Origin of the sequence: Prosthecobacter sp. (assembly GCF_044378005.1) — a bacterium.
GTDB lineage: Bacteria > Verrucomicrobiota > Verrucomicrobiia > Verrucomicrobiales > Verrucomicrobiaceae > Prosthecobacter.
This window is the reverse complement of the sequence record NZ_JBILYB010000002.1, coordinates 91,608-112,753: the sequence shown is the minus strand read 5'-3', so window position 1 is coordinate 112,753 and position 21,146 is coordinate 91,608. Positions and strand designations below refer to the sequence as shown.

The window sequence follows — 21,146 nt, the reverse complement described above, 5'->3', positions numbered from 1 at the left end:
TGCCCTTCACTTCCTCTCCCTCATTCAATTCGCCTCCATCATCGACTGGCTCAGATACGGTTGTTGAGGGTTTTCAAACACCGCCTAGTTCTCCGCTCACAGCGACATGGGCTTCATGGCGGCGCCTTTTTCCAGACAGGGAGGGATGGCGCGGCGGAAGTCGTCGAGACTGACGGGCTTGGTGAGGAAGGAGTTCATGCCGACGGCTTTGCATTCCTCACGCACGCCGGTGAGAGCGTGGCCGGTCATGGCGATGATGGCGGGCTGGTTCTTGAGATTGAAGTTGGAGCGGATGCCCTTGGTGGCGTCAATGCCACCCATGACGGGCATTTGGAGATCCATGAAAATGAGATCGTAACTGCCGCTGCCTGACATGTGCATGGCTTCCTGGCCGTTGTTGGCGACATCAATGGTGCTGTAACCGAGACGCTGGAGGAGCATGACGGCGATCTTTTGATTCAATGGCTGATCCTCGACGAGGAGAATGCGGGCGGGATGCTGTTTGGCGAAGCTGTCTCCCCCTGTTTGAGCAGCAGCAGCGATGGCGCGATTCGTCGATTGGGAAATCTGGGCATCGTGACCGGCAGAGGCCGCGCGGTTGCTGCCATGGGATGGCGCCCAATCGAGGCTGGAGGCATGAAGTGTGGATGGCTCTGCAGGAGGGGGCGGCTCACCTTTCGTGACCGGTGGCAATGCAGGCTGAAGGGTGGGCATTGGAATGGCCTGATGCAGTGTCTGCTGGAGGACGGCCAGGGGGGTAACGGCTGGAGCCGCCATGGCGGGGCGCAAGCGAGGTGCTGAGGTGGTCTGTGTAAAGGCAGTGGTGCGATCGAGCGAGGTGGTCTGGGGATTGCCAGCGACTCGTGGCATGCGGATGAGTTCAGCGAGGGAGCGGAGAAGTTCACGACGCTTGGCAGGTTTGGCGAGCTTGGCAAAACGGACGCAGCCTGGAGGGGCGTAGTGGTCGCGAAATTTCCAGCGCGTGAGGGGGAGGAGGACGATGATGGCAGCGCCCTGTGCCATGGCTGTCTGGAGGACAGGCTGGGCGGACTCGGGCGAGTGGTCGCGAGCATCAAGGATGAAGACGGCGGGATCTCTGAGGTCACTGGCGAGTTCGGCAGGAGAGACGTCCACCCGTGCCTGGGGAATGCCGGAGATGCCCCATAGCTGAAGGGTCTGCTGGAGGATCTGCTGTGTGGTCGTGTGGGGGCTGTGATAGACGACACGTTTGTCACGCACGGTTTCAGTCCAGGCGACCTCCTCTTCACGACCTTCGGTGTCCGGGGTGATGCGGAGGGGGATCTCGAAGAAGAAGTCAGAGCCGCGCCCTTCTTCGCTGACGACGCTGACTTCACCGCCCATGAGACGGCAGAGCCTGCGACAGATGGCGAGGCCAAGTCCGGTGCCGCCGTATTTACGCGTGGTGCTGGCATCGGCCTGAGTGAATGCCTGGAAGAGCTGGCCGATGTTGTCAGCCGGGATGCCAATGCCGGTGTCACGCACAGAGAAGTGGAGATGTGGGATGTCCCCCTCTTTGGTTCGGCGACTGACCTGGCGTGCAAGGATGAGGATCTCTCCTTTCTCGGTGAATTTGATCGCATTGCCGGTGAGATTAACGAGCACCTGCTTCACACGCTGGAAGTCACCGATGAAGTAGCGGGGGAGTGCGGCATCGACGTGGAAGTTGAGTTCGACACCCTTTTCTGCGGCGCGGTAGGAGAAGACGTCGGCCACCTCAGCGAGAAGTTTTTCCATGTCCACGGGAGCTACTTCGAGTTCCATTTTGCCGGATTCGATCTTGGAGAAGTCGAGAATATCACTGATGAGGTGGAGGAGTGATTCACCCGAGGAGCGGATCATGCGCACGAGTTCTTCCTGTTCCGGGGCGAGGCCAAGCTCCAGGAGGAGGGAGGTGGTGCCGATGATGCCATTCATGGGCGTGCGGATCTCATGGCTCATGTTGGCGAGGAAGTCGCCTTTGGCGGCAGTAGCCTGCTCGGCCTGCTTGCGGGCGTTGTGGAAGTCCGAGAGGATCTGGGATCGCTTCCCCTCCTCTTCCTGGAAGTGGGAGAGGGCGTCGTTGAATGCCTCTTGCAGGGCATCGAGATCGTCGCTTCCATGAGCTGGGAGGCGGTGGTTGAGATTTCCCTGGCGGATGGCCTGGAAGCCCTGGCTGAGTGTCGAGGTCTTGCGTGTGATGGTGCGGCCGAGCCAGAAGAAACCCAGAACGGCAGGCAACAGACCAGCGACTCCCCCAAGAATGGGTACCATGAGACGTGGCAGGCTGAGCAGATGGGGTATCTGTACGAGCGGCTGGCGAACGATGACCCCGCCTGCGATACGCCCGCCAGCATCGAAAAGAGGTCCGCCTGCGACAATCCATTCACCTTTGCTCATGAGGCTGGCCTTGAGCGAGATGGGTGCATCTCCGACCACCATGCTGGAGCCTGCGAGGATGCGGTACATGATGTCTTCGACCTTGTCTGATTCAGGTTCCAGGGGCAGCAGATGCTCTGCGGTATCGTGGACGACGATGTAGGGCGTCTTATCAAGCACGGCTTCTTTTTCGCTGCGGTGAGGGCCGGCGATCTCGATACGCAGACCGAGTTCCTGGATCATGGCAGGCACATCGACGATCTGGAGCCGCATCTGAAGATGCACGATGGACTCGGCATTCAAATTTCTCATGCCGGCGAGTTCGTCGGGCTTGAGGGCCTGGGAAGTAAGTTCGTTTTGCGCAGTGCGGACGATGCTCCCGAGGTAGGAGCGCTGAACCATGCGGAGGGTGAGAAACTCCTGCCAGATGAAGGCGGCGGAAGTCACCAGGACTCCGATGCTCATGGCGGTGACACCGAGAAGGGTGAACCTTTTGGCGATGGAGAGGCGGAGTTTCATGCCTGGGTGAATGCGGCGGTTTTATCACGCACCAGACAGCGCCTGACGATGGCGCAGAGCGCCTCGATGGAATAGGGCTTTTGCAGGATGTCGGCAAAGCCTATGGCCTGACATAGGTCACGGGCATCCTCCTGGAAGTAGCCGCTGCAGGCGATGACTGAGATGCCTGGATCGAGTCTCTGGATGGACTCCAACGCATCAAAGCCGGACATGCCACCAGGCAGGGTGAGATCCAGGACCAAGACATTGAAGGGGTCCGGCTTCTGCATGGCTGCTTCAATGAGTTCGATGGCGGTCTCGCCGGAGTGACAGCCAGTGACCTTGAATCCCTGGGATTCCAGCATGGTGCAGGCCATGGTGAGCACATGAGGCTCATCATCGACAACCAGAATCTGCCCGGTAGGCCGGGACGCGGCAGAAGAGTAGGGGTGGGTGTCAGGATTCATGGCGTAAAGAGAGTGGGTGATCTCAGGTCAGGGCGGTGTAGGCGAGGCATTTGATCTCATCGAGGCTGGTATGACCGGCGATGACTTGCATGAGCCCTTCCTGGTAGAGTGAAAAGAAGCCGTTTTTGAAGGCGGCGGCGCGCATGGCGGACATGGGTGCAGCCTCCTCGACGAGATCCCGCAGTTCAGTGTTCACCTCGCAGAGTTCCATGAGGGCCACGCGGCCCGAGTAGCCGGTGCCATGACATTCCTGACATCCGACCGGAGAAAAAATGGGCTGGGTGAGGGGCTGGGAGATGACGTTTTGTTTGGCCATCATGTCCTGGATGTCCTGCGGCACCTGCATGGGGCGCTTGCAGTAACTGCACATTCGGCGGACGAGCCGCTGTGCCTGCGAAAGAGCCAGACAGTCGGCGAGCAGATATTTTTCCACGCCCATGCTCATGAGCCGGGAAACGGCACGAAGGGAGTCATTGGCGTGCAACGTGGTCAGCACGAGATGTCCGGTGAGGGCGGCATTTACGGCGGAGTTCGCCGTCTCAGAATCACGTGATTCACCGATGAGGATGATGTCCGGGTCAGCTCGCAGGAGGGCGCGCAGACCATTGGCAAAGCTGAGCCCGTGGTGCGGGTTCGTCTGGGTCTGGTTGATGCCCTCGATCTCGTATTCGATCGGGTCTTCGATGGTCTGGATGTTGACGCTTTCGTCGTTCACGCTGTTGAGCAGCGCGTAGAGCGTGGTCGTCTTCCCCGAACCTGTGGGGCCGGTGACGAGGATCAGCCCCTGGTCACGCGTCATGGTGCGGTTGAGGATGTCCACCTGACGCTGTCCGAGATTGAAATCACTGAGCCGCTTCACGCCGTCCTGCTTGTCGAGGAAGCGCATGATGATCTTCTGGAATTCGCGGCGCGTGGGTACAGCGGCGACGCGGACGTCCACACGACGGCGGCCTACACTGAGGGCGAAGCGGCCATCCTGTGCCTCCTGCCGGTTCTGATTCATGCCAGCGTAGTTTTTGATCAATGCCACGAAGCGATTGAGCAAAGCCTCAGGTGCCGTGAGGATGGTTTTCATGTTCCCGTCCATGCGGGCGCGGAAACGGGCGAGATTATAAAATTTCTCCAGATGAAGGTCAGAGGCACGGCAGCGGATGGCGGTGAATAGCGCCCACTGGACAAGTTCCTCGGGCGTGTGGTTGGGGCTGGCCGGATTGATGCGGGCCATGTCCTCCGGCATGATGTCGATGACGCTCTCATTGCCAGATGCGGAGGCACTGAGGGTTGACTTGTCCATCTTGACGCCGCTGGGGTCAAAGGTGGCTCCTGCGCGGTTGATGGCGTCCCTGATGGAGGCGGGATCTGTGAGGACCGTGACGATCTTCACGGCCGGATTCCCCATGCTCAGCCATTCGTCCTCGAAAGCGTAGCTGTCCGCGTGCTCACTGAGCATGAAGACGGCGTTTTTGCCGATGTAGAGGGGATAGACGTTGTGCCTCTCCAGCAGAGGCAGCGGGAAGAAGGTCTGCCTGGGGGCCTCGGCAGCCGAGAAGCAGAAGTCCCGTCCATGCGTGACCATGAAATTGAGCGCCACACCCAGATTGCGCTGCACGATATTGAAGTGTCCGATGCCGAGCTTCGGATTCTTCTCCTTCTGGCCTTCGTAAAATCCGCGCAGCTTGGTGATCTCCGTCTGCTCGTACGGGTAGTGCTCCATCAGCCACTCGAAGGTGCCTTCCAAACCCATCTCATCAAAACGAGGCGGCTCCATGCCCTCAAAGGCATTCTGTTGGGCGATGGGAAGCTGCCCGAAGCGCTGCACGAGATCTTTTCTCGTCTTTTGATATTGGTCCGGGGTGATGAGCACCCGGAGCGTGAGAAACGCCGGCACTCCCCAGGTGTCGCCCGCGCGTGGGTTATGATGCGCCATGACGACGAGCGGACCAAACATCATCAGCGGAAGCCAGGGATCGGCGACATACGGTACACGGCCCAGCTTGCGCACGATGCGCTCCGCTTCCGGTGAGCAGCTCTCGCGCATGAGCGTCACAGGCAGGATGCGGTACTGCATGGCCAGCCCTTCGATGGAAAGGATTGCCGCCTGCTTCGTGTCGATAGTCGTGGCAGCCGTATTACCTGCTTCCCCGAAAGAATCGGGTGGCGGTGCTGCGGTGTCTGGAAGCTTGAAGGAAGACATGAAAAAGGGCAGGCTGAGGACTTGAATCAGCGACCGTTGGAGTTGTAGTTCGGCGGGTACTCCCGCGGCTCTCCGATGTCTGAACCATCGAAGACAACCTTTAAACCAGAGCCCGTCGTGCCGGGGCGAAGCAGTTCAAATCGGCGCCCCGTCCAGCGCAGCCGGAAGTCATTGACCGAGGATGAAGTCGTCGGGCGGTAGCGTGGCTCGATGAAGGGGCTGTTGACTTCCGCCTTATCAGGATCGGGGTTCCGGTACTGCATGTCCATGAGCACGAGCTGCTCGTCCGTGGTGTTGGCATCCACACGGGTGAACACATATTCCTTCACGCTCGCGGCACGTTCAGACATCCCTCGGTTCAGCATCTCCAGTCGGTCCACCGCCAGAACGCCCCGTGCGGTGGAATAGTTGTCACTCATCTGCAGGACGACGATGGATGCGAGAATCCCCAGGATGGAAATGGTCGTGATCATCTCCGTGAGCGAAAACGCCTCAGCATCCCCTTGAAGAGGATGCTGTGGAAGCGGTGTCCTGGATTGGCAGCCGAAACGCATGTCGGGGTGGGCGGGATTGTTCTTCAGTAGGCAATGACACCGCTGGGACCAGTCAGTCGGGCCTTCGTCATGCTCGTTATGGAATCTGGGAAGACGATGCTGTAATCCGAGGGCAGAAATGCTGTCAGAGTGGTTTCTGAATAGGCCAGATAGGGCCGGAGGAGGTTGTACTTGGCGGTGGACGTGGTGGCATTGCCCCAGTTCACGCTGGCCTGTGTTCTGCCCAGCACCTGCATGTAGGTGGACATCGAGAGATTCAGCGACTCCGCACGCGCGATGGCCAGATTCCTCTCACTGTCTCCGCGCATTCGCGTGATGGATGGGATGGCCAGGAAAGCGATGATGCCGATAATCGACACACACGCGATCATCTCCACCATGGAAAAACCGAAGCGCCGGCGACCTCGGGAACCGGAAACAATCGAGATTGGATTCATCGTGAAGTTCATCGCAGGGGTTGTTTACTCATTGACCATGTCTACCATCGGGAAGCCCCCATCCTGCCAGGTGGGTAGATTGAGGTACTGGCTGCTGCCCTTCAGCGCCTTGCTGTAAAGCCGGTCTGTTCCCGTGGTGTATTCCAGAAAATGATCCGCCGTGGTCTTGTCGATGAATCCATTCTTCGCACTCAGATCACTGGAGGCAGGATTGGGCACCAGCAGATTGAAACGTGCAGACGTGGTCGCGAGTGAATTGTAAAGAGTGCGCAGACTGGCAAGACTCCGAACCTGGGCTGTCTCATTCCCACTGCTGTCACGGACGCGCGTATTGGCCATCACCCAATTCACCAATGCCTCGTTCAGTACAGTCTGTTGCTGACGGGCGACGACACGATTCGCATCACGAGCCCCATTGGAAACAGCACTCAGCGCCAGAGCAGACATGATCCCAATGATGGCAATAGTAAAAACTGCCTCCACAAAGGTGAAGGCCGACGATGATCGACTTCTTGGTTTGATTTGAGAGAGCATGGATTATTTAGATTAAATCATAATTATCATACAATCCATATTAATTATCGCCAATGGCAAAATTTGCGAAATCATGCCTTCGCTCGCCATTCGGGAAGGACCTCCCACGCGGACAGCCTCGGCAAAACATCCGGTCAAATCAGCGAGAACACCTCAGGCCCAGAGGGAATGCGCATCATCGAAGTGGTGAAGTCCTTGGAATATTGCCACTCAAAGGCATCAGCGTTCACTCGTATTAAACGCAATTATTTTGCTATAACTCTTGACTATAGTGCAACTTTATTGCTTTAAATGCAGCGTTCATGCCTCTTATGACAGCCTATCCCGCCTCTCTTTCTCTGGCCGCCTATGCAATCCTGACCTTTCAGGTGACGACCTCTCAAGCTCAGACATCCGCTCAATTCTCCGCCCAGCGTCAGCAGCAATACCAATATTCGACCTTCAGCGCCATGTCCTCCCCCGTCGTCCTGCCGATGGACGGGAAGGTGGACGAAGCCGACTGGCTCACGGGCCTGGATGTCAGCCTTTCCGACAAAATCTTCCCCCACGTCCATATCGATACAGCTTTTGGAACCAGCACTCTTGATCAGGAAGAACTCGCCACAGGCCACCATGATCCCATCCGTCGCGACGGAGTGACCGTTCAGAACATCGAGTTCTCCCTCTCCGGGAGACTAGATGACCACAACGAGTTTTTCATCACCTATGCCGGTGCCATCGGGGCAGATCATCACCTCGAGCCCATCTTTGAAGAAGCTTTTTGGAAATTCAAAAACCTTCCTGGCGGCTTCGAACTGCGTCTCGGACGTGTGTACAACCGCTTCGGCATCCAGAACACCTACCATCCGCACGGCTTCGACTGGATCGACCAATATCTCATGAGCACGCGGATGCTTGGAGACGACTCGCTCACCACCCTCGGAGCCGAGCTCACTTGGATCGCTCCCTTGCCGTGGCTTTCCCAGTTTGACTTCGCCATCGGAGAGCCGCCCAGCCACGATGGACACGCGCACCACGAGGATGAGGAGGCGACGCGCTACGTCGCCGATGAATCCTACTTCTCCGAAGACAGTCTCACCTCTGTCGTGAACTGGACGAACGTCGCCTATTACAATGACTTCCATCAGTTCCGATTCGGCGCTTCCGGAGCCTGGGGCGACAACGCCAGTGGCTACCGCACCAGCATCTATGGCGCTCATTTTGAATACCAGTGGCGGGAAAATGGCTTCGATCCCGGCGGCCGCTACTTCCGAGTTCGTTCGGAGGCGATGACGAACCGCTACCGAGTCGAAGATGAAATCGTCGAAGGCCGTTCCCCCGAAACTCAGCAGGACTTCGGAGCCTACCTCAGCGCCCTTTACGGCCTTTCAAACCACCTCGAACTCGGCCTGCGCGGTGAATTCGTTTCTGGCAATAGCGACACTGGCCAGGACTCCCGCTTCCGTGTCAGCCCAGGTGTCACCTGGTATGCCAATGATGCCCGCACTCTCCGTTTCCGACTCCAATACAACTACGACAACTCCAACACACGCGGCACCGACCACGCCATCTGGGCGCAGGTCAGTCTTTCCTGGGGCGGCCCTGAAGTCCGCTAGCTTATCCTTCAAACCTTCGTTTCCTCCTCATCATGAAATCTATCCTCGTTGCTCTTCTCCTGACTCCAGCTCTTGCTAGCGCGGCAGTGAAAGTCGCCACGCTCCATCCCATCCTCGCCGATCTCACCCAGCAGGTCGGCGGAGCCAATGTCGAAGTCGTGGAGATCCTCAAAGCCGGGGGAGACATCCACCACTTCGAGCCCGCCGCGCGTGACATCGCCGCCATGCGCGGCTCCGTGCTTCTGCTCGCCATGGGCAAGCACCTCGAAACCTATCTCGACAAGCTGCGCGACAGCGTGGGCACGGGCGTCAAAGTCATCGAAGTCGGCAAACTCATCCCCTCCGTGAAGCTCGACCCCAGCCAGGAAATCTTCGTCTGCTGTCCCGAACATGCGAAAAGCAGCATTGATCCCCACTGGTGGCACAGCGCCGAGAACATGAAGCGCGCAGCACGGATCATCGCAGATGAGCTAAGCAGCGTCGATCCCGCCAACGAAGCCGCCTATTCCGAAGGCGCCAAGGCCGCAGGCAAACGCTTCGACGAACTGAAAAAATGGGCTCAGCAGCAGATCAGCGCCATTCCTCGCGGAGATCGGAAGCTCGTCACCGCCCACGCCGCCTTTGGCTACTTCTGCAAAGAGTATGGCTTCAAAAGCGTGCCCGTGCTTGGCATTGGCCGCAGCGATGACGCCTCGCCGCAATACATCGCCCTCGCCATCCAGGTCATCCGTGAGCACAAGATCCGCGCCGTCTTCGCCGAAGATCAGGCCAACCCCAAAGTCCTCTCCGAAATTGTCCGCAGCACTGGTGTCAAATTAGGTGCCTCACTCGTCGCCGATGGCACCTCGAAAGAAGCCCACACCTTCGAGACGATGCTCGCGCACAACGTCAAGTCCATCGTCGATGCCTTGAAGCCATCCGCACAGTAGGAAAAAATGGCGGCAGGATTATCTGTCGGGAAGGACAAGAAACTTCCCCTCAAGAAACTTCCCAATGAACAAGCCCCGTGAGACTCTCGTCTGAACCACGGTCCGCTTCCGCCATGAAACAAACTTCGCTCCTCACCCTCGGCAGTCTTTTCCTCATCTCCCTCACCGGGTGCAAACCACCTGACAACACCGCCGCCGAAGAAGCCAGACGCCAGCTCGAGCAAACTCAAGCTGCCTACGCCCAGGAAGCTGCCGACATGAAGCAGCGCAGCGAGGATCTGCAAAAGCAGCTCGCCGAAATGCAACGCGCCCTGCAGGACAAAGAGAACGCCGAGCTGAAGGGAAAGCTCGATGCCATCCAGCAGGAGAATCAAAAGCTCATGGCCGATGCCGAGGCCGCCCGCAGAAAGAGTGAAGAACTGCGCGATGAACTCGCGAGAACTCCGGTGGTTACCACGCCTTACGTGCCACCACAGGTGCCCGGGTCCCAGCCGTGGAATGATCCCAATGCGGATTACTCCATGTTCTACGATTCCCTGAATCCGTATGGCCGCTGGATGGATGTGGACGGCTATGGCTACGCCTTCCGCCCGGACAATGCTGAACGCTCCTCGTGGCGGCCCTATGTGGACGGGCGCTGGGTTTCCACAGATCAAGGCTGGGCCTGGGACTCGAACGAGCCATTTGGTTGGGCCACCTATCACTACGGACGCTGGATCAAAGTCTCACGTCACGGCTGGCTCTGGATTCCTGGCCGCCAGTGGGCTCCCGCCTGGGTGTCATGGCGTCATGGCAGCGACTACGTCGGATGGGCACCCCTGCCTCCGAGCGCCGGTTTCGGCAGCATCGGACATGATTGTGATGCGCGTTACGGCCTGTCCCCGAGCAGCTACACCTTCATCAGTGCGTCAAACTTTGGTCGCAGCAGCTATGTCAATGTGAGCCTCTCCATCTCCAACATCGCCAGCTTCTTCAATCAGACCATCAATGTCACCAACATCGTTGTCGTGCAGCAGAACAACACCTGCATCCAGCGCGGCGGCCCCGCCCTCGACTGGGTGGAGAAGCGCATCGGAGCGCGTGTCGTCCGTGCGCCAGTGCAGGTCGTTCGCACACTGGAGCGCCCCATCGAGTTCCGCCGTGACCGCAGCCAGCCCAGCTTCGTCGCCGCGCCGCTTCCCTCCGGCCGCACCGACCGCAAACCCGTCCTGCCACGCAACGCCGAGCGCATCCAGAAACCCGTCATGCTTAATGCCTGGACGGACGTGCCCGACAACAAGCGCAGCGAACTCCGCGATGCCATCCTCCAGCAATCGAAGCGTCCGCAGCCCAAGCCAGTGCTTGCCGAGTCACCTCGCACACCCGAACCCATCGCCGAGCAGCCACGACAGCCTGGAGATCGCCCCGCCATCCCTCAGCCAGGCCGTGATCGCGGCAACGGCCAACGGCCTGAAATGCCCAAGCTCGAAATCACCCAGGATGCGGCGAACAAAGCCGAACTCGCCCGCCGTGCCGCTGAAGCCCGGATGCAGGAAGCCCAGGCAGATCGTGAAAGGCAGATAGCCGAACAAAAAGAAGCCATGGCATCCCGCCAGGAGGAACTCGCCCGCAGGCAGGCCGAAGCAGCCGCCATGCAGCAGCGGATGGCCGAGCAGGCCAGGGAGGCAAAGGCCACGCGTGAAAAGCAGGCCTCCGAGATGAGCGCCAAAGAAGCCGCCGCCTTGAAAGAAAAGCAGGATGCCGAGATGGCCGCCCAGCAGCAGGAACTCGCCCGCAAACAAGCCGAGGCAGCCGCCATGCAGGAACAGCTCGCCGCCCAGGAAAAGAAAGCCCAGACCATGCGCGAAGAGCAGACTGCCCTCATGAAGCAGCGCGAAGCCGAAGCCCAGCAGGCCAAAGAAGCCGCCATGGCTGCCCAGCAGGCTCAGGCTGAAGCTGAAAAACAACGTGAGATGCAGTCCACGTTGCAAAAAGCGGAGGACCGCAAACAAGCTCAGGTGGAGGCCATCCAAGCCCGCGAAGCCGCCATGGCTCAGCAGCAGGCAGCCAAAGAAGAACTCGTCCGCCGCCAGCAGGAACTCATGCAGCAGCGTGAGCAGCAGGAAGCCATGAAGGCCCAGGTCGAAGCCGCCGAGAAGCAGCGCGCCGCCCTCATGGAACGCCAGCAACAGGAAGCCACCATGCGTGCCCAACAGGAGACCGCTGCCAAAGCCCAACAAGAGGCCATGCGCCAGCAGCTCGAACAACAGGCCGCCATGAAAGCTGCCCAGGAAGCTGCCGAGCGCCAGCGCGAAGCCGCCATGCAGGCTCAGCAGGAAGCCGCCGAGCGCCAGCGCGAAGCCATGCGCCAGCAGCAGGAGGAAGCCCGCCGTCAGGCCGAGGAAGCAGCGCGTCGCGCTCAGGAGGAGGCAGCCCGCCGCGCCGAAGAGGCCGCTCGTCAGAGAGAGCAGAACCAGCCACCACCCGGCCAGTGATTTGCCAATGCGGGACCGGATTGGCGCAAGACCGTGATTGTCGCGGAGGAAAGTCGCGGTAGCATCTTGGCAATCACACTGCATTCATGATCCGCTCCCTCTTCCTCCTCACACTCGCCTCTGCGCTGATCGGCTGTTCCTCCTCTGAATCCGAAAGCGAGACACGGCTTCCGGGTCGCAACATCCTCGATGCCAGCACGCTGAAGGCCGCCCAGACCGGTAAAGTCAGCTTCACCGCCCACGTGAAGCCCGTGCTCGAAGCCAAATGCGCCATGTGCCACAACAAGTCGGCGCAGCCAGGACGACTGAGCCTCGCCAGTCAGGCGGAGGCCGTACAAACCGGCACTCTGGGTGCCTTCATCATCCCAGGACAGCCGGACAAAAGCCGCTTCATCACGCATCTTGGCAGCGCCCATTCCTCTGTGAAGGCCATGCCTCCTGTTGGCGAGACACTGACGCCAGAGGAAGCCGCCTTGATTCGCCGATGGATCGCCCAAGGTGCCGAATGGCCCGCAGGTGCTGCCGGTAAACTCGTCACGGAACGCTGACTCTCTTCACTCCGTGTCTCTGCGTCTCCGCGACATCGCGTCTGTCCTTTGTTCGTTCGGCATCGCCGCATGTTCACCTGACCGACCCCGCGCTGATCTCGTCTTCATCCAAAGCGCGGAGCCGGAGACCATCGATCCCGCGCTGGCTTCCGATCAGGTATCCATGCGTATCGCCACTTCGCTGTTCGAGGGACTTTGTCGTGTGAACTCCACTGGCAGACCCGAGCCCGGCATGGCCGAGCGCTGGGACACCTCCGAGGACAAAAAGACCTACACCTTTCATCTCCGCGCAGGCAGCACCTGGACAAATGGAGCACCTGTCACCGCCCAGGACTTCGTCAGATCCTGGCAGCGAGCTTTGCTGCCGGAGACAGGCTCTGACTATGCCAACCTCATGTTCATCATCCGAGGTGCCCGCGCGTTTTCCGAGGAGACAGACAAAGACTTCTCCCATGTCGGTGTGAGGGCGCTGGATGATCGCACGCTGCAAATCGAGCTGGAAAACCCCACGCCCTACTTCATCGACCTCTGCTCCTTTGTCACGCTGGCTCCCGTGCCGGTGGACACCATCCGCACGCACGACACCGCCTGGATCAAGCCGCAGAACATCGTCACCAACGGAGCCTACCTGCTCGAAGACTGGCGGCTCGATGATCACATCCGTTTGAAAAAGAACCCGCAGTACTGGGACGCGGCGAACGTGAAGCTCAGCACTGTCGAGGTGAAGCCCGTGCAGGATGCCAACACCGCGCTGAGCTACTTCCACACTGGTCAGTGCGACCTCATGATGGACAAGGGTATGGTGCCGCCATCGCTCACTCAAAGGCTGAAGCAGGAGCCCTGGTTCCACACCGGCCCATTTTTGGGCACCTGGTTCATCCGCATCAATGTCACCCGCCCACCCTTCAATGATGCGAGAGTTCGTCAGGCCTTCGCACTCGCCGTGAATAAGAAGCGCATTGTCGAAAAGATCACCCAGCTCGGCGAACCCATCGCCAGCGGCATCGTGCCGCCGGGAACAGGCGCGGATTACCAGCCGCCTCCAGGCCTCGATGTGAATGTGCAGCGTGCCCGCGAACTCCTCGCCCAGGCAGGTTTTCCCGGCGGCAAAGGTTTCCCGCGCATCGAGTATCTCTACATCCCGCTGCCCATCGAGCGCAGCATCGCCATCGAGCTGCAAAGCATGTGGCAGCAGGCGCTCGGCGTGACCGTGAACCTCACGAAGCAGGAGCAGAAAGTCTGGCTGAAGTCCATGCGCGAGCTCGACTACCACCTCTGCCGCTCAAGCTGGGTCGGCGACTACAATGACCCGAGCACCTTCATGGATCTCTTCACCAGCACGAACGGCCAGAACCGCACCGGCTTCAAAAGCCCAACCTACGATGCCCACATCGCCGCTGCTTCGGCTGAAGCTGACATTCCACGCCGCAACAGCATCTTCCAGCAGGCGGAGACGCTGCTCATCAGCACGGAAGCCGCGGTCATTCCGGTGTATCACTATGTCGGCGTGCAGTTCTACCATCAGGAGCGGCTCAGCGGCGTGCAGGCAAACTTGATCGACGATCATCCCTTCCGCTGCATGAGCTGGAAGTGAGTCATCGGATCATTTCCATTCCAGCATGCCTTGCCCGTTGCGGCCATACTTCACCTCCACCGCTTTCTCAGGATGCTTCGGTCCATCGGGAAGCAGCTTGCCAGAGGCATCAAAGAAGTGCGTGCGCCCCGCCTGATGTCGCACCCAGCCGAGCAGAGCACCACTGGTGTCATCGTAGCGGAAAACATCGCGCCAGGGCTTCGGCGTCGTGAGTCTCGGGTCCACCCAGGCAGGAGCGACAGCACGCTCAAGAGCCTCAGGGAACAGCGCTTGACTCATCACCGTCAGATTCAGACTTCGCAGGTAATGCTGATCCGCAGCCGTGAGCTTCTCAGGCGCTGAAACGGTGGACAGCGTGCCACTCGCCTGTTCGATGAGCACCCCCAGATCGATCAGCCTTTGCACTTCACGGCGGAGATCCTCCGCAGCTGTTTTCTTCGGCGAAGCTGCTGCGAGTCTGTCGATCTCCTGACGGAAGGCCAGATAGAGATCGGTGAAGTCCGCCGCGCGGTTGAAGACGATCTCCAGCGCCATCTTCAGGCTGATCTGATCCTTGCTGGAAAGCGGCTTCGCGAGCGCTGAAGCAAGATCCTTTTCCAATGCTGCCTTCGCTGATTCATCAAGCTGTACCCCAGGTGCTGTGAGAGTTTGCCAGCGCTGATCCAGCGGCATCCATGCGGTCTGAATGGCTTTGCGCTGCTCCTCGTTGAGCAGCTTCTCCATGATTCGGCTGCGCAGGCCATCTCCAGACAGCGTGGCGGCCAGCATCACCTTCAGCCAGCGGAGATCACGATCACTCGCAGGCAGTCCGATGTCGGGATTCGGCTTGTGATAGTCGATCTCCGCCAGCCTCCCGCGTTCATTGTAAAAGCGCCGTTCGTTCGGCAGCATGTAGAAGCTGATGATGGCAGGCGCGCTGATGCCCGTGCCACTCGTGGCGAAGACGCCGATGTCCACGCGATGGCTGCGTATGCCCGTGCGTGTGATGATCGGTGGCTGCCAGCGCACACGTAGCCGCATGTAGGGGCCGTTTCCACTGCGGTCGATCCGCACCAACCGGGGATCACCTTGAAGCACCTGCACCGTGGTCTTCACCGGCCTCCCCATGAGGTCTGCACACTTGCTCAGGTCGATGACCATCCCGTACTCGTCCACCGCACCACGGAAGACTCGGGCGATTGAGACACGCGCATCCATCAGCTTGTGGGACACCGGATTCGCTGCTTCAAAGACCTGCTTCCCAGCCTGCGGGTCACTTTCCTCCACCACTTCGAGCTGCACGAGTGGCGGGATGAGGTCTGGCGTCATGCCCTGCGCCATCCGCACCATCGCCTCCTCATTGAGCAGCGCGGCATCAAACACCACCGGGTGGGCTGCACTGGTCAGGTAATCCGCAGGCTTCGTCACCGCACGACTACTCTGGCGGAGGATGGCCTGCACCGTGGGCATGAGCAGGCGCTTTTGGATCAGCGCCCGCTGTGTCTCACGCGGAAACGCAGCGATGGTGGACAACACCGCCTGCACGAAGGGCTGATCACTCCCCGATGATCCTTGCGAAATGAGACAGCAGGGCGTGTTCACCGGATACAGATCACCATAGCCGCCGATGCCATTGGCACCGATGTCGTGATCCTGATGCTCAGGATAGACGAAAAGGTTGTTCGCCAGATACTGCAACATCAGGAACTTCCCACCTCCAGGGTCCATCATGTACAGGCGCGGCAGGCTGCCGCCGGAAGTGGCGGAGGATGCCATGGAGCAATTCCCCACCGTCGGCCCCAGACGCAAATGAGCCGCAGGGCCCGTGGCAGGCCCGCTGGAGCCGCTGTGCTCGAAGGTCTGGAGCTGCGGATACAGGCTCACGTTCAGTGGCGAGTGCTGACCATCCCGGTTCTCGTAGGTGATGCTCGCCAGCCCCGCTGCCGTGCCATCGCGATACCATTCATTGAGGAGATTCCCCACCGCATCATCACGCTTCGTGATCTGCGCCTGCACATCCGCAGCGGCGCCCAGAACACACATCCCGAGGATGGCGGGAAGAAGGAAACGTAGCTGATCGCGCAGACAAGACACAGGCGGAGACTCCGCGCTGAGGCCTCGGTGTCAATGGTTCTGAGCGCTTGCCTATCCTCAATCACGGCCTAGTCTCGCACTCCCTTTTCCCCAGAACCTTTTCACATGCGATTCCGTAACCTCACCCGCCGCCGCGAGATCGGTGCCAATTCCTATCTCCTCGAACGCGGTGAAGACCGTGTCGTGCTGGATGCGGGGATGCACCCCAAGCAGGTTGGTTTCGATGCTTTGCCTGACTTCGGGCCTCTGCCGCATGACTCCGCCAATGCCCTGATCATCACTCATGCCCACCATGATCACATCGGCGCACTGCCCGTGCTCATGACCAAGCAGCCCACCTCCCCCGTTTTCATGACGGAGCAGACCGGCGAGATCATGAGCGGCATGTTGCACAACTCGGTCAACGTCATGACCTCCCAGCGCATGGAAAAGGGCATCAACGAATACCCCCTCTTCACCCACAAGGAGCTGGATGAAAATCGCGCCCAGTACATTTACCGCGACCTTGAGCGTCCCTTTGAGATCCCCGACACCGACTGGGCTGTGACCTTTCATGATGCCGGACACATCCTCGGCTCCACTGGTGTCATGGTGAAAGAGGCGGGCAGTACCTTCTTCTACACTGGCGATGTGAACTTCGAGGCTCAGACCATCTGCATGGCCGCAGACTTCCCCACAGAAGGCATCGACGTACTCGCCATCGAGACCACCCGCGGCACCTACGCACGCCCGGCCGACTACACCCGCAAGGCCGAGAAAGAACGCCTCGCCGCGCTGATCCGCGACACCTTTGATGCCAATGGCTCCGTGCTCATCCCCGTCTTCGCCCTCGGCAAGACCCAGGAAGTCATGCTCATGCTGCATGAGCTCCACGAAGAAGGGCTCATCCCCGAGATGCCCCTGCAAATCGGCGGCCTCGGCACCAAGGTCACCGTCCTCTACGATCACTACACCGACCGCGCACGCCGGAACTACTCTGGCTTCCGCCTGCTTGAAGATGTCAAAATGCTCGTGCAGCCCGAGAAGCGCGGCCGCCGTAGCGGACCGAGGCAGTTCAGCTACCAGCCGCGCACCATCTACTGCCTCTCCAGCGGCATGATGACCGAGGGCACCACCTCGAACCAGTTCGCCTGGCGCTTCCTCGACAATCCGCGCAACGCCATCGCCTTCGTCGGCTACACCGACCCCGAGTCTCCCGGCTACAAAGTCCGCAACGCCAAGTCCGGCGAGAAGATCAAGCTCTCCGCCGATCTCCCCCCCGTGGAGGCCCATGCCCGCATCGAAAGCTTCGACCTCAGCGCCCACGCCACACGCGAGCAGATCGCGGAGTACGTCGAGAAAGTGAAGCCCAAGAAACTCCTCCTCGTCCATGGCGAAGTCGAGTCCCAGGCCTGGTTCACCACCCGCTTCGCCGAGACCCTCAGCGGCACCGAGATCATCCTGCCAGACACCCATCAGCCGATTGATCTTTGGTAAGCCGGTGGGTTTATACCGAAGACTTGTCCGCACCTGCCGATGTCTCTCGTTTTCACCCTGCTCATTTATAATCTCCTCCTTCCGCTCGGCCTGCTCCTCATGCTGCCCGGAGCACTGCGGAAAATGCGGGCACGTGGAGGCCAGTGGTCGGACATGGCGGGGAGATTCGGTGCACTGCCGCTGGTAAAACGCACCGCCATCGCCGCTCTGCCCTGTGGGCGGGATCGGCTTTGGATTCACGCCGTCAGCGTCGGTGAGGTCGGCATCGCCATCAAGCTGATCACCCGTTGGCTCAAAGACGCGCCGCAGACCGGCATCGTCCTCACCACCACCACTCCCACCGGTCATGCGATGGCGGAAGAGTTCGCGGTGAAGCAAAGCGGTCGCGTCGTGGTCCTCTATTCGCCGGTCGATCTCCCCTTCGTCGGCGAGCGCTTCCTCGATCTCCTTCGTCCTTCGCAGATCATTCTCGTCGAGGCCGAAGTCTGGCCCAATCTCGTCTCCGCCGCGCGTCGTCAGGGCATCCGCGTGACGATGGTCAATGCCCGTCTCTCCGCCAAATCGGAGCGCCGCTTCCACCAGCTCGGATTCCTCATGCGGCCTGTGTTTGCCATGCTGGATCAGGTGCTCGTGCAGGAGCCCGGCGATGTCGCGCGCTTCACTGCCCTTGGTGTCGCCAAAGAGAAGCTCCACCACACCGGCAGCATCAAGTTTGATCCCCAGGGAGCCGCTGCCGATGAAGCCCAAATCACCCAGCTCCGCGCCGTCATGCATCAGGCGGGCATCACCGATGCGCATCGCGTCATCCTGCTGGCCAGCACCCACCCTGGCGAGGAAGCCCTGCTCGCCCGAGTCGTGCAGCAGCTCGCAGCCAAACATCACGATCTCGCCCTGCTCATCGTCCCACGTCACGTCGAGCGCGCCGACTCCATCCTCTCAGATCTCGGCACGCTCGGCCTCCATGCCCAGCGCCGCTCCCAGGTCAAACAACTGGAAACGGAGAACCGAGAACTGAGAACTCTCTTGATCGACACCACCGGCGAACTGCGTGCCTGGCAATGCCTCGCCAGCCTCGTCATCGTCGGCAAAAGCTTCCTCGCCACCGGCGGCCAAAACCCCGCCGAAGCCGTCATGGCAAAAAAGCCCGTCCTCTTCGGCCCGCACATGGAGAACTTCGAGTCGCTCGTGGACCTGCTTTTGAAGCAAGGCGGTGCCGTGCAGGTGCCTGACGTGGCCGCTTTGGAAAAAGAACTCGCCACACTCCTCACCGACACCGTCAAATGCCAGCGCCTCGGCGAATCCGGTCACGCCGCCCTCCGCGCCCACGAAGGAGCCACGGAAGCGACTTTGAAAAGACTGTTTCATGCACGCATAATCTAGATCGCCAGCGACGAAGACGAAAGGGCAGACGTGCATGGTGCAGACTTAAGGCCCATTTGAGATCGGCTTACATCTGGGCGGAGGAGATGAATAACGGACGCGATGGATTTTAGTGTTGATTCCTGAGACGCCCATCAGATACACCGATCACCTTTCCAATGAATTACCACATCGCCCGCAACGGACAGCAACTCGGCGTCTTCGCCGATCATGACATCAGTCAAAAACTCGCCACGGGCGAACTCAGCGGAGCAGATCTCGCCTGGGCAGAGGGCATGGCCGAATGGCAGCCACTCAGTTCGATCAGCGGCCTCACCTCGGGTGGTGCCCCCGCGATCCCCGTCGCCGTGAATCCCTACGCGGCCCCGCTTTCGCACATCCAGCCGATCAGCAAGAGTGGCTCGGCTGAACTCGCCTCCCTGGGGCAGCGCCTCGCTGCGGCCATGCTCGAAGGTCTTGCCGCCATCCCTGGCGGGATTTTGCTCGGGATGGGCATGGCTTCCATGGATGAAGAAACCGGCAATCTGTCTTCTACAGGAGGCATCTTGGCAGGCGTTGGGGGGCTCTACCTCCTTGCTTTGGTCATTTACAATCTGGTCCGCCTCAGCACCCACGGCCAGTCCATTGGCAAGAAGTGGATGGGTATCCGCATCTCCTCCATCGAGGACGACTCCAATCCCGGCTTTGTGAAGGCGGTGCTTCTGCGCGGGTTAGTGAATGGCATCATCGGAGCCATCCCACTCCTGGGCTTCATTTACTCGATCACCGACATCTGTTTCATCTTCCGTGAAGACCGCCGCTGCATCCACGATCTCATCGCAGGCACGCATGTGGTGAAGTGCTGAGCCACAAGAACGGGGCAGGCGGACAACCTCGACAGAGTAAGGGCGTGCCCAAGTAAAGTGGTGCTACGACGGAGGCACCGGGCGGCTCAGTGGCTGCCGTTGTTGATCAGGAAAAAGAGGATGATCAGGCCGATGATGATGGCGATGGCGATCTTGATCCAGCTCAGAGGGTATTCACCGGTGATCTTGCCGGTGGAGCCGTTCACAGCCACCTGATAGGTCTTGCTGCCGTAATTGTAAGTTAGAAGCCAGACGGGAAGCAGCGTGTGCTTGAAGGTCTGCGCGCTGAACTTGGGACTGATCTGGAGATTCCGATGCGTGTCCCCCGGCACCTGACGCGCGCATTCATCACGCAGGCGGGAGTCCATCCGATCACGAGAGTCCTGAGCCGCATGGATGAGGTCGATCTGATACTGCTCCACGACCCAGCCGCTGAGGTAGCCGGGATCATAGGGGACGAGATCCGTGGTGGTGGGGTAGGGCTGGAGTTCCTCCAGCAGCTTCGGATGCACGCCCTTGGAGGCGGGGACGAGCACGTCATCGAAGGCCATGCTGACATGACCGCTGGCGTATTCCCAGCGTGTGTGCTGCTGGCGTCTGCCCTGGCTGTCCGTGGTGTAGTAGTGGTGCCCGGCCTCGGCTTCCCAGGGGCACTCGGCGTGGGCATCAAAGGTCCAGTAGGGCAGGTAGAGGCCGTGCAGGGTGTCGGTGAGCGCCTTGTCTCCGACATCACTGCGGGCCCAGAAGTGGCTGCCATACCAGCGGCGGATGTCTTCGCGGACTTTGGACTCGGCCACCTTGAATGGCAGGACGCTGCCGGGACGGATGGGTGCCTGGATGTCATCCACATTGATGAGCGATGGCGAGCCGCAGAAGTCACAGCGCTGGGCCACACGCGCCTCATTGAAGACAGAGATGGCCTGGCAGCTCTGGCAGCGCACGGTTTTCCTCACCGCCGCCCAGCCGCGCTGATCTTCGGGAAGGGATCGCAGCGCGGCGACGAGGTCATTTTCCTCGATCAAGGAGCCGTCGGCCTTCAGCTCGGCGGGCGACTCGGTGCCGCAGTAGGGGCAAACGAGTGCGTGTTTGGATGGGGTCCACACCGCCTCGCCTCCGCAGCCCGGGCAGGCGAACTTCGAGATGGCGGTGACTTCAGACATGGGGCACGCCGG

General features: G+C 60.0%; 16 protein-coding genes. 8 read left to right on the top strand and 8 right to left on the bottom strand.

From position 1 onward, the window contains the following. Window positions 1–96: 96 nt before the first annotated feature. Genes AC6FTP_RS01045 through AC6FTP_RS01020 form a run of 6 tightly spaced genes read right to left on the bottom strand, consistent with a single transcriptional unit; the run spans window position 97 to window position 6,973 of the window. The gene (locus AC6FTP_RS01045; protein ID WP_497205043.1) at window positions 97–2,895 is read right to left on the bottom strand and encodes an ATP-binding protein; all 2,799 of its coding nucleotides are present in this window, start codon (window positions 2,893–2,895) and stop codon (window positions 97–99) included. Further along, complete coding sequence (locus AC6FTP_RS01040) at window positions 2,892–3,341, bottom strand: response regulator (RefSeq protein WP_497205042.1); 450 nt, start codon at window positions 3,339–3,341, stop codon at window positions 2,892–2,894. The genes AC6FTP_RS01045 and AC6FTP_RS01040 overlap by 4 nt, the downstream gene beginning before the upstream one ends. A gap of 22 nt (window positions 3,342–3,363) precedes the next feature. Continuing rightward, complete coding sequence (locus tag AC6FTP_RS01035) at window positions 3,364–5,535, bottom strand: GspE/PulE family protein (RefSeq protein ID WP_497205041.1); 2,172 nt, start codon at window positions 5,533–5,535, stop codon at window positions 3,364–3,366. Between the two features lie 26 nt (window positions 5,536–5,561). Next, window positions 5,562–6,089, bottom strand: a complete 528-nt coding sequence (locus tag AC6FTP_RS01030; protein WP_497205040.1) for a type II secretion system protein — start codon at window positions 6,087–6,089, stop codon at window positions 5,562–5,564. Between the two features lie 23 nt (window positions 6,090–6,112). Then, window positions 6,113–6,538, bottom strand: a complete 426-nt coding sequence (locus AC6FTP_RS01025) for a type II secretion system protein (protein WP_497205039.1) — start codon at window positions 6,536–6,538, stop codon at window positions 6,113–6,115. Between the two features lie 12 nt (window positions 6,539–6,550). Beyond that, a complete protein-coding gene (locus AC6FTP_RS01020) occupies window positions 6,551–6,973 on the bottom strand; it encodes a hypothetical protein (protein ID WP_497205038.1) in 423 nt (140 codons plus the stop codon). Window positions 6,974–7,371: 398 nt separating this feature from the next. Between AC6FTP_RS01020 and AC6FTP_RS01015 the strand changes: the two genes are divergently transcribed. The 5 genes from AC6FTP_RS01015 (at window position 7,372) to AC6FTP_RS00995 (ending at window position 14,200) form a co-directional block, all read left to right on the top strand. Further along, the gene (locus tag AC6FTP_RS01015) at window positions 7,372–8,655 is read left to right on the top strand and encodes a hypothetical protein (RefSeq protein WP_497205037.1); all 1,284 of its coding nucleotides are present in this window, start codon (window positions 7,372–7,374) and stop codon (window positions 8,653–8,655) included. A gap of 32 nt (window positions 8,656–8,687) precedes the next feature. Next, window positions 8,688–9,584 (top strand): metal ABC transporter substrate-binding protein, encoded by an 897-nt coding sequence (locus AC6FTP_RS01010; protein WP_497205036.1) that lies wholly within the window; start codon window positions 8,688–8,690, stop codon window positions 9,582–9,584. Between the two features lie 113 nt (window positions 9,585–9,697). Next, window positions 9,698–12,058 (top strand): DUF6600 domain-containing protein, encoded by a 2,361-nt coding sequence (locus AC6FTP_RS01005; RefSeq protein WP_497205035.1) that lies wholly within the window; start codon window positions 9,698–9,700, stop codon window positions 12,056–12,058. Window positions 12,059–12,144: 86 nt separating this feature from the next. After that, window positions 12,145–12,606: a c-type cytochrome domain-containing protein gene (locus AC6FTP_RS01000; RefSeq protein ID WP_497205034.1), complete on the top strand. Its 462-nt coding sequence runs from the start codon at window positions 12,145–12,147 to the stop codon at window positions 12,604–12,606. A 13-nt stretch (window positions 12,607–12,619) separates the two neighbouring features. Then, window positions 12,620–14,200 (top strand): peptide ABC transporter substrate-binding protein, encoded by a 1,581-nt coding sequence (locus AC6FTP_RS00995; protein WP_497205033.1) that lies wholly within the window; start codon window positions 12,620–12,622, stop codon window positions 14,198–14,200. Window positions 14,201–14,209: 9 nt separating this feature from the next. On the opposite strand, the gene AC6FTP_RS00990 is transcribed toward AC6FTP_RS00995, so the two are convergent. Then, on the bottom strand, window positions 14,210–16,222 hold the full coding sequence (locus AC6FTP_RS00990) for a hypothetical protein (RefSeq protein WP_497205032.1): 2,013 nt from the start codon (window positions 16,220–16,222) through the stop codon (window positions 14,210–14,212). A 156-nt stretch (window positions 16,223–16,378) separates the two neighbouring features. Between AC6FTP_RS00990 and AC6FTP_RS00985 the strand changes: the two genes are divergently transcribed. The 3 genes from AC6FTP_RS00985 (at window position 16,379) to AC6FTP_RS00975 (ending at window position 19,974) form a co-directional block, all read left to right on the top strand. After that, the gene (locus AC6FTP_RS00985) at window positions 16,379–17,749 is read left to right on the top strand and encodes an MBL fold metallo-hydrolase (protein ID WP_497205031.1); all 1,371 of its coding nucleotides are present in this window, start codon (window positions 16,379–16,381) and stop codon (window positions 17,747–17,749) included. Between the two features lie 39 nt (window positions 17,750–17,788). Then, the gene (locus AC6FTP_RS00980; RefSeq protein WP_497205030.1) at window positions 17,789–19,129 is read left to right on the top strand and encodes a 3-deoxy-D-manno-octulosonic acid transferase; all 1,341 of its coding nucleotides are present in this window, start codon (window positions 17,789–17,791) and stop codon (window positions 19,127–19,129) included. 158 nt (window positions 19,130–19,287) lie between these two features. After that, the gene (locus AC6FTP_RS00975; protein WP_497205029.1) at window positions 19,288–19,974 is read left to right on the top strand and encodes an RDD family protein; all 687 of its coding nucleotides are present in this window, start codon (window positions 19,288–19,290) and stop codon (window positions 19,972–19,974) included. A gap of 86 nt (window positions 19,975–20,060) precedes the next feature. On the opposite strand, the gene AC6FTP_RS00970 is transcribed toward AC6FTP_RS00975, so the two are convergent. Next, window positions 20,061–21,134, bottom strand: coding sequence for a TFIIB-type zinc ribbon-containing protein (locus AC6FTP_RS00970; RefSeq protein WP_497205028.1), 1,074 nt, complete (start codon window positions 21,132–21,134; stop codon window positions 20,061–20,063). Window positions 21,135–21,146 lie beyond the last annotated feature (12 nt).